General features: G+C 75.3%; 11 protein-coding genes. 7 read left to right on the top strand and 4 right to left on the bottom strand.

The window, feature by feature from the left end:
• The 3 genes from ACIP5K_RS35530 to ACIP5K_RS35520 form a co-directional block, all read left to right on the top strand.
• A partial coding sequence (locus tag ACIP5K_RS35530) for an acyl-CoA carboxylase subunit beta (RefSeq protein WP_401416612.1) occupies nucleotides 1–960 on the top strand: 960 nt, incomplete at its 5' end.
• Nucleotides 961–971: 11 nt separating this feature from the next.
• Complete coding sequence (locus ACIP5K_RS35525) at nucleotides 972–1,595, top strand: ScbR family autoregulator-binding transcription factor (protein WP_401416609.1); 624 nt, start codon at nucleotides 972–974, stop codon at nucleotides 1,593–1,595.
• 376 nt (nucleotides 1,596–1,971) lie between these two features.
• The gene (locus ACIP5K_RS35520) at nucleotides 1,972–2,820 is read left to right on the top strand and encodes a BTAD domain-containing putative transcriptional regulator (protein WP_401416606.1); all 849 of its coding nucleotides are present in this window, start codon (nucleotides 1,972–1,974) and stop codon (nucleotides 2,818–2,820) included.
• A gap of 448 nt (nucleotides 2,821–3,268) precedes the next feature.
• Here ACIP5K_RS35520 and ACIP5K_RS35515 read toward each other — a convergent pair whose 3' ends face one another.
• From ACIP5K_RS35515 to ACIP5K_RS35500, 4 genes are all read right to left on the bottom strand, one after another.
• Nucleotides 3,269–4,507, bottom strand: a complete 1,239-nt coding sequence (locus tag ACIP5K_RS35515; RefSeq protein ID WP_401416604.1) for a beta-ketoacyl synthase N-terminal-like domain-containing protein — start codon at nucleotides 4,505–4,507, stop codon at nucleotides 3,269–3,271.
• Nucleotides 4,504–5,769, bottom strand: a complete 1,266-nt coding sequence (locus tag ACIP5K_RS35510) for a beta-ketoacyl-[acyl-carrier-protein] synthase family protein (protein WP_401416602.1) — start codon at nucleotides 5,767–5,769, stop codon at nucleotides 4,504–4,506. Before ACIP5K_RS35510 ends, ACIP5K_RS35515 begins: the two co-directional genes overlap by 4 nt.
• Entirely contained in the window at nucleotides 5,766–6,671 is a 906-nt protein-coding gene (locus tag ACIP5K_RS35505; RefSeq protein WP_401416599.1) for a thioesterase II family protein, read from the bottom strand. The genes ACIP5K_RS35510 and ACIP5K_RS35505 overlap by 4 nt, the downstream gene beginning before the upstream one ends.
• A 211-nt stretch (nucleotides 6,672–6,882) precedes the next feature.
• A complete protein-coding gene (locus ACIP5K_RS35500) occupies nucleotides 6,883–7,704 on the bottom strand; it encodes a BTAD domain-containing putative transcriptional regulator (RefSeq protein ID WP_401416597.1) in 822 nt (273 codons plus the stop codon).
• A 255-nt stretch (nucleotides 7,705–7,959) separates the two neighbouring features.
• Here ACIP5K_RS35500 and ACIP5K_RS35495 point away from each other — a divergent pair, with 255 nt between their 5' ends.
• The 4 genes from ACIP5K_RS35495 to ACIP5K_RS35480 all read left to right on the top strand — a co-directional run bounded on the left by ACIP5K_RS35495 (nucleotide 7,960) and on the right by ACIP5K_RS35480 (nucleotide 12,677).
• Nucleotides 7,960–8,214, top strand: a complete 255-nt coding sequence (locus ACIP5K_RS35495) for a hypothetical protein (protein WP_401416595.1) — start codon at nucleotides 7,960–7,962, stop codon at nucleotides 8,212–8,214.
• A 70-nt stretch (nucleotides 8,215–8,284) separates the two neighbouring features.
• Nucleotides 8,285–9,277, top strand: coding sequence for a BTAD domain-containing putative transcriptional regulator (locus ACIP5K_RS35490; RefSeq protein ID WP_401416593.1), 993 nt, complete (start codon nucleotides 8,285–8,287; stop codon nucleotides 9,275–9,277).
• A gap of 620 nt (nucleotides 9,278–9,897) precedes the next feature.
• Nucleotides 9,898–10,827, top strand: a complete 930-nt coding sequence (locus tag ACIP5K_RS35485) for an aromatase/cyclase (RefSeq protein ID WP_401416590.1) — start codon at nucleotides 9,898–9,900, stop codon at nucleotides 10,825–10,827.
• On the top strand, nucleotides 10,824–12,677 hold the full coding sequence (locus ACIP5K_RS35480; protein WP_401416588.1) for an acyl-CoA dehydrogenase: 1,854 nt from the start codon (nucleotides 10,824–10,826) through the stop codon (nucleotides 12,675–12,677). The genes ACIP5K_RS35485 and ACIP5K_RS35480 overlap by 4 nt, the downstream gene beginning before the upstream one ends.
• The last annotated feature ends 134 nt before the right edge of the window (nucleotides 12,678–12,811 follow it).

The raw sequence follows: 12,811 nt of genomic DNA, 5'->3' as shown, positions 1-12,811 counted from the left end.
GACGTCGTCAAGGCGGTCACCGGCGAGAACATCACCCAGAACGGCCTGGGCGGCGCCGACGTGCACGCCGAGACCAGCGGCGTGGCGCACTTCGCCTTCGACGACGAGGAGAGCTGCATCGCCGAGGTGCGCTACCTGCTCTCGCTGCTGCCGCAGAACAACCGCGCCTACCCGCCCTGCGTGCCGTGCACGGACCCGCCCGCCCGCCGCTCGGAGGTCCTTTTGGACCTGGTGCCCGCCGACGGCAACCGCCCCTACGACATGACCCGGGTCATCGAGGAGCTCGTCGACGACGGCGACTACCTGGAGGTCCACGAGCGCTGGGCGCGCAACATCATCTGCGCGCTGGCCCGGCTGGGCGGCCAGGTCGTCGGCATCGTCGCCAGCCAGCCGCAGGCGCTCGCCGGCGTCCTGGACATCGAGGCCTCCGAGAAGGCCGCCCGCTTCGTGCAGATGTGCGACGCCTTCAACATCCCGCTGATCACCCTCCTGGACGTGCCCGGCTTCCTGCCCGGCGTCGACCAGGAGCACGGCGGGATCATCCGCCACGGCGCCAAGCTGCTGTACGCGTACTGCAACGCCACCGTCCCGCGGATCTCCCTGATCCTGCGCAAGGCCTACGGCGGCGCCTACATCGTCATGGACTCCCAGTCCATCGGCGCCGACCTCACCTACGCCTGGCCCACCAACGAGATCGCGGTCATGGGCGCCGAGGGCGCGGCCAACGTGATCTTCCGCCGGCAGATCGCCGCCGCGGACGACCCCGAGGCCATGCGCGCGCAGATGGTCAAGGAGTACCAGGCCGAGCTGATGCACCCCTACTACGCGGCCGAGCGCGGCCTGGTCGACGACGTCATCGACCCCGCCGAGACCCGCGAGGTGCTCATCAGGTCCCTGACGATGCTGCGCACCAAGCACGCCGATGTGCCCTCCCGCAAGCACGGCAACCCACCGCAGTGACGGAGCAGTCGATGGTCAGACAGGAACGCGCGGCACGCACCAGACAGGCACTGGTGCGCGCGGCGGCCGAGGTCTTCGTCCGGGACGGATTCACCGGGGCCTCCCTCGCCGTCATCAGCGCCCGCGCGGGCGTCAGCAGCGGCGCACTGCACTTCCACTTCGCCAGCAAGGCGGCCGTCGCCCACGCGGTCGAGGAGGACGCCGCCCGCGAACTGCACGCCATCGCCGCCACCGTCTTCCGCGAGTCCGCCGGCGGCCTTCAGCACCTCATCGACGTCACCCACGCCGTCGCCGAACGGCTGCGCGCCGGCCAGGTGCTGCGCGCGGGCTTCGGCCTGAGCGGCGACGCCTCGCACACCTCGCACAGCGACGTGCGCGCCCTGTGGCACGCCTGGGTGGGCCAGGTCCTCAGCGGCGCCGCCGAGGACCGCGAACTGCGCACCGGCGTCACCCCGGCGGCCGCCGTGGCCGCCGTGGTCGCCGCCACCGTGGGCTTCGAGGTGCTCGGCGCGCGCGACCTGTCCTGGCTCTCGCGCGCCACCCTCACCCAGTTCTGGCTGCTGCTGCTGCCCAACCTCGCCGAGAGCGCCCTGTGCGCCTCCCTGGAGGCCGCCGGGGCCGTCCCCGCCCCCTGACGGCGCGCCCCACCCCCCTCCTAAAAAAACCGCGTGGTCTCTTTTTTGGCAAAGACTTCCGCCCCCGGCGCCCGCCAGGCACCGGGGGCGGACGCCGTCCCGCCCCCGCCCCCACCCGCCGCCGCCCCGCCCCCCGGCCACCCTCCCGCCGGCCCCCGTACGGTACGAAAACCCATCCCACCAGCACTTTCACCGTGCATGCGAGTGCCCTGCGCGCGGCGTGCGCGCGCGGGAGGGGCCCGCGATCCGGGGCGGAGGTCTCGGGGCCGGGGCGGGGGAGGCTCGCGAGCCGGTCGAGGATTGACAAACCGACTGCGCTGTTTTTTTATTGGGGGGTCGGCACCACCCGGTCCGGCGGTCGTAGATGGGGGCGAACATGAACATCGAGGTGCTGGGCGCGCTATCGGTGCGCGAGAACGGGATGTCGATAGTGCCGACGGCCCCCAAGCCGCGGCAGGTCCTGGGTCTGCTGGCGCTGCACGCCGACCAGGTGGTCCCGGTGGCCGCGCTCGTCGACGAGCTGTGGGCGGAGAACCCCCCGCGCAGTGCGCGCACCACGCTGCAGACGTACATCCTGCAACTGCGCGAGCTGATCGGGCTGGCGCTGGCCGCCGACGGGCAGGAGCGGTGCACCGCCAAGGACATCCTGGCCACCGTCCCGGCCGGCTACCGCCTGGACACCCGCGGCGGCACGGTCGACTACCGCGAGTTCGAGCGCCGCGCCGGCGCCGGCTACCGGGCCATGGACGCCGAGGACCACACCGGCGCCGCCCGCCGGCTGGCGGACGCGCTGTCGCTGTGGAAGGGCGCCGCGCTCACCGACATCCGGGCGGGCAACCAGATCGACATGGAGGTCAGGCGGCTGGAGGAGTCGCGGCTGTGCGCGCTCTCCCAGCGCATCGACGCCGACCTGTCCCTGGGCCGCCACCGCGAACTGCTGCCGGAGCTGACCGTGCTGGCCAGCCGCCACCAGATGCACGAGAGCCTGCACGGACAGTTCATGCTGGCCCTGCACCGCTCGGGCCGGCGCGGCGAGGCACTGAGCGTCTACCAGCGGCTGCGCACCACCCTGGTCGCCGAACTCGGCCTGGAGCCCTCGGCGCCGCTGAGCAGGTTGCAGCGCTCCATCCTGATGGCCCGCCCCGACACGCTGCCCGCCCCCGCCGCCCCGGCCCCGGCCGGCGCCCGCTCCGCCACCGCCCAGCTCGCCGGCCGCGCCCGCTGACTCACCCCCCCCGGCAGCCCCGCCCCCCTCTTCCTTCTCCTCCTTTCCGGCAGCCGCACCCCCTCCCGGCGGATCCCCCCTCCCGCCCTCTCCCGGCAGCCCCCCGCCCCGCCCTGTCCGCGGCGGCCCCGCACCCTCCCCCCCCGGCCCCCCGGCCCCCCGGCCCCGCCCGGCAGGCCTCCGCCGACCGACCACCGCCGCGCGCCGTGCACCGCCCGTCACCGCACACCGTCCCGCACCACGCGCCACACGCACCACGCGCCACACGCCACACACCACGCACCGCCCCCGCAGCCGCTGTCGTGCCGGCCGCAGGGGCGGTGCGTGGCGTGGCGCGTGGTGCGTGCGGGCGGCCGGTGTGCGGCCCGTCGTGGACGCGGCGGGCGGATGATCGCCGGCCCGTGGCGGACACGGTGGGGGAGAGGGGAGAGGGGAGGGGCGGGGTCGGTCAGGGGGCGGCGGTGGTGAGCACGGCCGCCGCGTTGAAGCCGCCCCGGCCCCGGGCCAGCACCAGCACCGCGCGCAGTCCGGGCAGCGCCCGCGGTGCGCCGGTGACCAGGTCCAGCGGGCAGCCGGCCGCCAGGGTGCGGGTGCCGGTGGTCGGCGGCACCGCCGCCTCGCGCAGCGACATGAGCGCCGCGGCCAGATCCAGCGACGAGCCGCCCGCACCGAGCCGGCCCGTCATCGACTTGGGTACCGTGACCGGCACCCCGCGCGGCCCGAACAGCGCGCACAGCGCGGCGCTCTCGGCCCGGTCGGCCGCCGCCTCGCCGGCCCCGTCGGCGAACACCGCACCGATCTGGGCCGGCTCCAGCCCGGCGTCGGCCAGGGCCAGTTCGGCGGCCTCGCGCAGCCGGAGGACACCCGCCCCGTCGAACGTCGCGGCGCACCCGGCGACCACGCCGTGGACCACCGCGCCGCGCCGCCGGGCCGCCGCCTCCTCCTCCACCACCAGCAGCGCACCGCCCTCACCGACCGCGTGCCCGCACGCGTCGCGGTCGAAGGGCAGATAGGCCCGCGCCGGATCGGGGCACCGGCTCAGCCGCCCGTCGGATAGATGCGCCGCCCACGCCCACGGCGACAGCGTCGAGTCGACCCCGCCGCTGACCACCAGCTGGGTGCCCTCACGCACCCACCGCCGGGCGCGGGCCAGCGCGTCGATGCCGCCCGCCTGCTCGCTGACGAGCGCCGAGCCCGGCCCGCGCAGGGTGTGCTGGATGGAGACCTGCGCGCCGGCCGCGGCGTGGAAGCAGGCCACGGGATGGTAGGTGCTGACCCGGCGGGCCCCCTGCGACCACAGGGCCGCCAGGCTGCGCTGGCCGAACTCGGCACCGCCGGCCGAACTCGCGGTGACCACCCCCGCCCCGTACGCCGGCAGGGCCTGCGGATCGGCGCCGCAGTCCGCCAGCGCCTCCCTGGCCACCGCCAGCGCGATCCGCGCGACCCGGTCGGTGGCCGGCAGCAGCCGGCTGGAGACGTGCTCCTCGTCGACGAAGCCCGCCAGCTCGCCCGCGATGCGCACCGGATATCTCGAGGCGTCGAACCGGGTGAGCGGGCCCAGCCCGCTGCGGCCCTGCATCGTCGCCCGCCACCAGGCCCCGGTGCCCAGCCCGTTGGGCGCGGCCACCCCGATACCGGTCACCACGCAGCGCGCCCGCCCCGCCGCCGGCGCGGCCGGGCCGCTCACGCCGCCGCCCGCAGCCGCGGCCGGCGCAGCAGCGCGGCACTGTGCAGGCCGCCGAAGCCGCTGGCGACGGTCAGGACCGTGCCGGTGCGGTGCTCCCGCGCGAACAGCGGGGTGTAGTCCAGGTCGCAGGTCGGATCCGGCTCGTGCAGATTGGCCGTCGGCGGGATCGTGTCGTGCTGGATGGCCAGCGCACTGGCCGCCACGTCCAGGGCACCGGCCGCGCCCAGCGCGTGCCCGATCATCGACTTGATCGAGCTGATCGGGACCCGCCGGGCGTGCTCGCCCAGCCCCGCCTTCAGCGCGTGCGTCTCGTGCCGGTCGTTGTCCCGCGTCCCCGCGCCGTGCGCACTGATGTAGTCGATGTCGACCGGGTTCAGCCGCGCGGTGTCCAGCGCCACCCGGATGGCGTGCGCCATGTCCTGCCCGCCCGGCCGCAGCCCCGTCATGTGATGGGCGCTGCTGTGCCCGGCGTAGGCGGCCAGCTCGGCGTAGGCGTGGGCACCGCGCCGGCGGGCGTGCTCGAACTCCTCCAGGATCACCACGGCCGCACCCTCGCCGAGCACGAACCCGTCCCGCGTACGGTCGAAGGGACGGCACGCGCTGGCCGGGGCGTCGTTGCGCGGGCTGGTGATCCGCAGCCGGTCGAAGCTCGCCATGGTGATCGGCGCGATCGGCGCCTCCGTCGCACCGGCCACCACCATGTCGACACCGCCCTCACGGATCAGCTCACCGCCCTGCCCGATCGCGTCCAGCCCCGAGGTGCAGCCGCTGGAGACCAGCGAGACCGGCCCCTGCGCACCGCAGTCGCGCGCCACCTGCGCCGCCAGCGAACTGGGCACCAGATAGTCGTACAAGAACTCCGACGCCGCCCGGTGGTCCACCTCCCAGTCCCGGCCGCAGTCGCTCAACAGGGCGTACTGCGTACTGAGATGAGTGGTGCAGCCGACCGCCGAGCCCAGGCTCACCCCCAGGCGCAGCGGGTCGACACCGCCCGCCAGCCCGCTGTCGGCCCCCGCCTCCCGGGCGGCGACCAGCGCGAACTGCGCCGCCCGGTCCAGCCGTTCGGTGTCATCGGCGCTGAACCCGTGCGCCCGCGCATCGAAATCGACCTCGGCGGCCACCCGCGACCGGTGCGGGGCCGCGTCGAACAGACTGATGCGGCGCGTCGCGGTGCGGCCCGCGGTCAACAGCTCCCAGAACGCCCCGGTGCCCACCGCACCGGGAGCCACCACCCCGACCCCGGTGACCAGCACCCGCCTCACCGCACACCCCCCACCGCACCAGCAGCCCCGATCTCACCGACCACCACCCCGCCCCCACTCCCACCGACCACACCGGCCCCACCGATTTCCCCGGCCCCGCCGACCACACGGGCCCCGCCGATCTCCCCGGCCGCACCGAACTCCCCGGCCCCGCCGGCCGCGCCGGCGTCTTCGAGCGCGGCGTGCTCGCGGCAGGCCTGCCCCACCAGGGCCGGCAGTTCGGCGCTGCCGGCGAAGAAGTGGTCGCCGGCGACGGTGTGCCGGGCGATCGGGCCCGCCGCCCACTGCTGCCAGTGGCCCAGCGACTCCGGCGCGGCCAGCGGGTCGTCGCGGCCGCCGAAGACCAGCACCGGGCAGCGCACCGGCCCGCCCGACTCCCTCTCCAGGGCGGCGTCGCGCAGCGAACCGGCCAGCCGCAGATCGTCGCGCAGCACCGGCAGCACACTGCGGCGCCACAGCCCGCCGGGGGAGGCGCTGCGCCCGCTGGGCACCGAGCCCAGCTGCTCCAGGTACGGCAGCAGCTCCTCCTCGGGCAGATCCGCCGCCGCCACCAGATCGCTGGCCACGTGCGGCGGAAGACAGGCCCCCACCGCCAGGAACAGCGGCGCCGGCGCACCGGCATCGGTCAGCGCCCGGGTGAGCGTGTACGCCACCAGGGCGCCCAGACTGTGCCCGTACAGCGCGTACGGACCCCTGCGGGCCGCCTCCAGCAGCCCCGGCAGCAGGTCCGCCAGCAGCCCGGCACGGTCGGTGACCCGGGCCTCGCGCCGGCGGCTGTCGCGGCCGGGCAGCGGATGGGCGACCACCTCCACCCCGGGCCCCACCAGCTCGGGCCAGCGCCGGTAGCTGACGACCCCGGCCCCCGCGTGCGCCAGGCAGTGCAGCGTGATGCGTGGCTGCACTGCCCTCACGACCTGCGTCCGCGAAACCATCCGGCACCCTCCTCAAGGCCCCGCGGGCCCGCCACGCCGGAAGGCATGCGCCCGCGCCGCCAGCCTGGTCGGCGCACCTCGCGCGCCGCTCGACCGGGCACCGCGCACCGCCGGTGCCCCGACCACGGCAGGATCCTCAGGACAGCCCCGTCGCCGTCAGCCCTCAGGACCCGGCCGGCTCTCACGCCGCGTACAGGTCGAAGGTCGAGGAGCGCCGCGGACCGGCCACCACGTCCAGCCGCGGATCGACCGTGAGCATCGCCTGGTGCATCCGCTGCAACTGCGGCGAGGGCTCCACCCCCAGCTCGTCCACCAGCCGCTGGCGCAGCCGCCGGTAGACATCCAGCGCCCCCGCCTGCCGCCCCGAGCGGTACAGCGCCACCATCGCCTGCGAGTGCAGCCCCTCGTGCTGCGGGTGCCGGGCGACCAGATCGGTCAGCTCGGCGATCAGCTCCACGTGCCGGCCCAGCCGCAGATCCGCGTCGATCCGGCGCTCACGCGCCACCAGCCGGCTCTGCTCCAGCCGCATCACCTCGATCTCCAGGATCGAGCCCACCCGCACGTCCACCAGCGCCGGGCCCTCCCACAGATCGAGCGCCTCGCGCAGCAGCGACGCCGCCCGCTCGTCCTCCCCGTCGTCGAAGGCGTGCCGGCCCTCGGCCACCAGACGCTCGTAGCGGAAGACGTCCACCGCGTCCGAGGGGATCTGCAACAGATAGCCGCCGTAGCGGGTGGCCAGGACGTCCTTGGCCGAGCCCGGCACATCGGGCCCCATGGCCGTGCCCAGCATGCGGCGCAGCTGGAGGATGTAGGTCTGCAGGGTCGTCAGCGAACTCTGGGGCAGATGCGCGCCCCATATCTCCTCCATCAGCGTGGGCACCGGCACCACCCGGCCCGGATACAGCGACAGCAGAGCGAGGATCTGGCGCGGCTTGCCCGCGGTCGGAACGATCGACAGACCGTTCACCTCCGCATGCAGCGCACCCAGCAACTTTATGATCATTGTTCCTCCGTGCCGTTCATTGCAGGACATCGGTTCAGAAGCGGGATCGAGCGTTTCCGATAGTGGCCCGTCTTTTCGCCCCGCGGCATCGCGCGAAGATATCCGCGAGAGGTACTGGTCACTCCGCCGAGAAAAATACGAGGCGCATTCGAGCAGGGCTCTAGCGTTTCACCCCGCCCGCCCCCGAAACAGCCTGTACCCGCCACGAAAAGGGGTCTGTCGCCCACCGGGATCCCGGTGCTAGCTTTTCCGGCCATGTCCACGAAATCGAGCGCCACGGCCACGGAACACGGCGCACACGCTCTCGCCCGGGGCCTCCTGGCCCGCCTCGGGCACACGGGGAACGGCGATTTCCTGCCGGATCTGCCCGACGCGCAGCTCATCGGGATACTGAGCCGCTACTACCGCACCCGCACACCCCAGAAAACCGCCGCCGCTGCTTCACCCGCCCCCTCGAACATCCCTGGAGCGCGAATCCAAAAAAGCCAGGAAAAAGACCCGCGGCCCTGAATGGCGGCAGCCGGGAGAACTAGCATCCCCTCCGGATCCCCGAGATGTCCGCCCGGGAGGTGAGCGCGCGATGGAGTTCCGGATTCTGGGCCCGATGCAGATCCACGACACCGAGACCGGCCACCGGACCGTCCCCACCGGCGCCAAGCAGCGCGCCCTGCTCGGCGCGCTCGTGGTGCGCGCCGGCCACGTCGTGCCCGCCGACCGCCTCATCGACGAACTGTGGGGCGAACATCCGCCGGCCAACGCCGCCAACGCCCTCCAGGCCCACGTGGCCCGCCTGCGCCGCCTGCTCCCCGCACCCACCCCCGCGCCCACATCCGCATCCGCATCCGCGTCCGCGTCCGTGTCCGCCGCCGGCGACCTGCACCGCCCGCGGCTGGTGACCCGGCCCACCGGCTACGTCCTGCACCTGGGCGCCGCCCGCACCGACGCCCGCCGCTTCGGCGAACTGGCGGCCGAGGGACACGCCCTGGCCCCGGCCGACCCCGAGCGCTGCGCCCGCGTCCTGCGCCGCGCCGTGCGCCTGTGGCGCGGCGCCGCCCTGGAGGGCGCCGGCCGCGGCGCCCTGTGCACCGCACAGGCCGCCCTGCTGGAGGAGAACCGGCTCCTGGCCCTGGAAGCCCTCTACGACGCCTGCCTGGCCACCGGCCGCCACCACGAGATCACCGCCGAACTCGGCGCCCTGAGCGCCGCCCACCCCCTGCGCGAACGCCTCTACGAACTGCTGCTGACCGCCCTGCACCGGTGCGGGCGGCGCACCGAGGCCCTGGCCGTCTACGACCGGGCGCACCAGCGCCTGGGCCAGGACCTGGGCATCGAACCGGGCCCCGTCCTGCACGCCGGCCGCGAACGGATCCTGCACCGCCCCGCCCCGCACCCCCAGCCCCCCGCACCCCCCGGGCTCCCCGGGCCTTGCGCGCCGTCGGGGGACGGTCCCGCGCAGGAACTGCGCGACGAGATCGGCGTCCTGCGCGGCCGGGTGGACCAACTGGCCCGGGAGCAGCAGCGCCTGCTCGCCCTGCTGGACCGCCTCACCCCGAACGGCGCCGCCACGCGGTGAACCGCCGCCCGCCCGCCCCCGCCACCGCGGGCGGCCGGCCCCCCGCCCGGACCTCGGCCTGAAGCTGAAGGCGAGCCCGACCCGGCCCCCCACGCCCGCCACCCTCACCCTGACCCTGACCTTGAGTCTTTGCCGCCAGGGCCCCGGAGGCCGCGGAGGCCGCGAGGGCCGGGGGGAGCGGGGCGGGCGGGGCGGGCGGCTCGGGGACGGCCGGCTCGCCGGGCGCCCCCAGCACCCCGCCGGCGGCCAGCTCGTGCCACCAGCCGCGTACACACCACTGCGGGATGAAGTCCTGCGCCATCACTGCCCCCGATTCCCTCGCACCGACGGGTCCTGCGGGCACCGCGGCCGCGGGCCCCGCAGCCGACCGTGCGGGGCCCGGCCCGAGAAACGCACGAGGACCGCCGGAGCCCGGCCGGAGCCCGGCTCGCCCCCGCCGCCCGCCCGCCGCTCCAGCGCCGCCCCAGCACCGCCCGTGCCGATCCCGAGCGTTTCCGGACACGATCGGCCCCCCGGCAGGCAGGTGCGGCCAGGAACCGGCGGACACCGACCGGGCCGCACCCGCTGCCGCCTCGGACGACGAAGGGGCGTGAGCCATGTCTCGTACGCGAGAGCACCGCGTGATTTCCCAAACGACAGCCTCGGCCCCCGCCGGAGTGCTGTACGGACTCATCGCGGACGCCACCCAGTGGCCGCTGTTCGTCCAGCCCTGCATCCACGTCGAACAGCTCGACTTCGACGGCACCCACGAACGGCTGCGGCTGTGGGCCACGGCGGGCGAGCGCATCACCTCCTGGGTCACCCACCGCGACCTCGACGTGAGCCGCCGGCGCGTCACCTTCCGCCAGGAACTGACCAGCGCCCCCGTGGAGTCGATGAGCGGGGTGTGGACGGTCCAGCCGCTGGGCGACCGCTGCCGGGTGACGCTGGAGCACACCTTCACCGTCACCGACGACGCCCCCGCCCACGTGGCCTGGGTCGAACAGGTCACCCGCGCCAACAGCACCGCCCAGCTGGAACGCCTGGCCTGGCTCGCCGAACGCTGGACCGCCCTGGACGACCTGGTGTTCTCCTTCGAGAACAGCGTGCGCTTCAAGGGCCCCGCCGAGGTCGCCTTCGACTTCCTCTACCGCGCCCAGGACTGGCCCCAGCGGCTGCCCCACGTCAGCGGCCTGCACCTGAACGAACCCAGCCCGGGCGTGCAGACCATGACCATGGACAGCCTCACCACCGACGGCACCACCCACCGCACCGAGTCCGTGCGCATCTGCTTCCCCAGCGCCGGACGCCTGGTCTACAAACAGACCCGCACCCAGGGCCTGATGAGCGCCCACACCGGCGAGTGGTCCGTCGTGCCCGACGCCGGCGGCGTCACCCTCAGCGCCCGCCACGACGTCCTGCTGCGCCAGGACGACCTCGCCCGCACCCTGGGCCCCGACGCGACGCTGGACGACGCCGCCCAGCACGTGCGCGACGAACTGGGCCGCGCCTCCCTGCTCGTCCTCACCCACGCCGAGCGGTTCGCCGCCCGCGCGGTACGCGTCCTGTGAGCGCCGTCCTCACCGGCGCCCCCGGCACCCCCGGCGCCCACCCCCACAAGCCCACACCCGCCCCCGGCACCACACCCGGCACCACACCCGGCACCACACCCGGCACCACACCCGGCACCACACCCGCCCCCGGTGCCGGATCCGTGCCCGGTGCCGAACCCGCCCGCGCCGCCCGCCTGGAGCACGCCCTGGGCGACCCCTTCGACCCCGGCAACCCGCACGGGTACCAGGCCCTGCTCCAGGCCGACGAGGACCGCGCCGTGCCCGAGGCCACCGAGGCGCTGCTCGCCGCGTCCGGCCTCGCCGCCGAATTCGTCCCCCACCACCTCGGCGGCGGCCTCACCGACCTCGAACGCCTCGCCCGGATCCTGCGCCCCGTCTTCCGCCGCGACCTCGCCCTGGGCTACGGCTTCGGCATCACCTCACTGTTCGCGGCCTCCTCGGTGTGGACCGCCGGCAGCCCGGAACAGCAGCACACCCTGGCCCGCGGCCTCCTCGGCGGCGGCCGCGTCTCGATCGTGCACCGCGAAGTCGCCCACGCCAACGCGATCCTGCGCGACGAACTGACCGCCTCACCCGCCCCCGGCGGCGGCTTCCTCCTCAACGGCCGCAAGGACGCCGTCATCAACGCCGACCGCACCGACACCTTCGTCGCCTACGCCCGCACCAGCGCCCACAACGGCCCCGACAGCCACTCGGTGCTGCTGCTGGGCCCCGGACCGGCCGCCGCCGGAACCGTACGGCGCACCGCCCGCGTCGAGACCCCCGGCATGCGCGGCGCCCGGTTCAGCGGCATCGACTTCGAGGCGGTGCCACTGCCCGCCACCGCCCTGGTCGGACAGCGCGGCGAGGGCGTCTCCCTGGCCCTGCGCAGCTTCCAGATCAGCCACTGCCTGATCCCCGGCACCGTCCTCGCCGCCGTCGGCAGCGTGCTGCGCCAGGCCACCCGGGCGGCGACCGACCAACGCCCCGGCAACCAGCCCGCCCGCCGCTGGCACCGCACCCTGGCCGGCGTCTTCGCCGACCTGCTGGCCTGCGACGCCATGGCGGTCACCGGACTGCGCGCCCTGAGCCTGCTGCCCCAGCAGGCCTACCTGCTGGCCGCCGCCGTCAAATACACCATGCCCGACCTGCTGCGCGAGGACCTCGAAGAACTCAGCACCGTGCTCGGCGCCCGCGGCTACGACCGCGGACCCCTCTACGGCAGCTTCCAAAAACTCGCCCGCGACCTGCCCGTGGCGGGCCTGGGGCACTCCGGCACCGCCGTGTGCCAGGCCGTCCTGGTGCCCCAACTGCCCGCACTGGCCCGCACCACCTGGTTCCGCGGTGCCGAACCGCCCGCCGAACTGTTCCTGCCCGGCGCCCCCCTGCCCGCCTTCGACCCGCCCCGCCTGACCCACACCGGCACCGACGACCTGCTCACCGCCACCCTCGTCGCCGCCGCCGCCCGGCTCGAGGGCCACCGCCGCCACGGCCCCCTGCACACCGCCCTGGCCGACCTCGCCCGCACCTTCGTCGCCGAACTGCACACCCTGCGCACCCGCTGCGCCGCCCTGCCCCCGGCCGGCGCCGCCTTCGACCCCGTGGCCTGCGCCCTGGTCGACCGCTACGCCCTGGTCATGGCGGCCGCCGCCTGCCTGGGCGTGTGGGAGGGCCAGGCCGGCACCACCGACTCCTTCCTGGCCGACCCCGCCTGGGCGGTGCTCGCCCTCAGCCGCATCGCCCGCCGCCTGGGCGCCGCACCGCCCCAGATCCCCGCCGACGCCCAGAGCACCGTGCTCGGCGAACTCCTCGACCGCTGCCGCCAGGGCCGCAGCCTCGACCTGTACGCCACCCCGGTCGCCGACTGAGCCCGCCCACCACCCACCGACTGAGACCGCACCCCGCCCACCGCCCCCGCACCGCACACCGGCCGCCGGCCCCGGGACCGCACCCCGGCCCCCGGCCGGAGGCCGCAACGCCCCGGTCGCCGGCGCGGACCGGA

This window comes from Streptomyces sp. NPDC088785, from assembly GCF_044750685.1.
Lineage (GTDB): Bacteria > Actinomycetota > Actinomycetes > Streptomycetales > Streptomycetaceae > Streptomyces.
The sequence above is the reverse complement of the archived record's forward strand: the minus strand, read 5'-3'. Positions and strand labels throughout refer to the sequence as shown.

What these genes read in the sequence shown, in the direction of transcription:
- ACIP5K_RS35525 (WP_401416609.1), top strand. Translation starts at nt 972, where the DNA reads ATGGTCAGACAGGAACGCGCGGCACGCACCAGACAGGCACTGGTGCGC.
- ACIP5K_RS35520 (WP_401416606.1), top strand. Translation starts at nt 1,972, where the DNA reads ATGAACATCGAGGTGCTGGGCGCGCTATCGGTGCGCGAGAACGGGATG.
- ACIP5K_RS35500 (WP_401416597.1), bottom strand. Translation starts at nt 7,704, where the DNA reads ATGATCATAAAGTTGCTGGGTGCGCTGCATGCGGAGGTGAACGGTCTG.
- ACIP5K_RS35495 (WP_401416595.1), top strand. Translation starts at nt 7,960, where the DNA reads ATGTCCACGAAATCGAGCGCCACGGCCACGGAACACGGCGCACACGCT.
- ACIP5K_RS35490 (WP_401416593.1), top strand. Translation starts at nt 8,285, where the DNA reads ATGGAGTTCCGGATTCTGGGCCCGATGCAGATCCACGACACCGAGACC.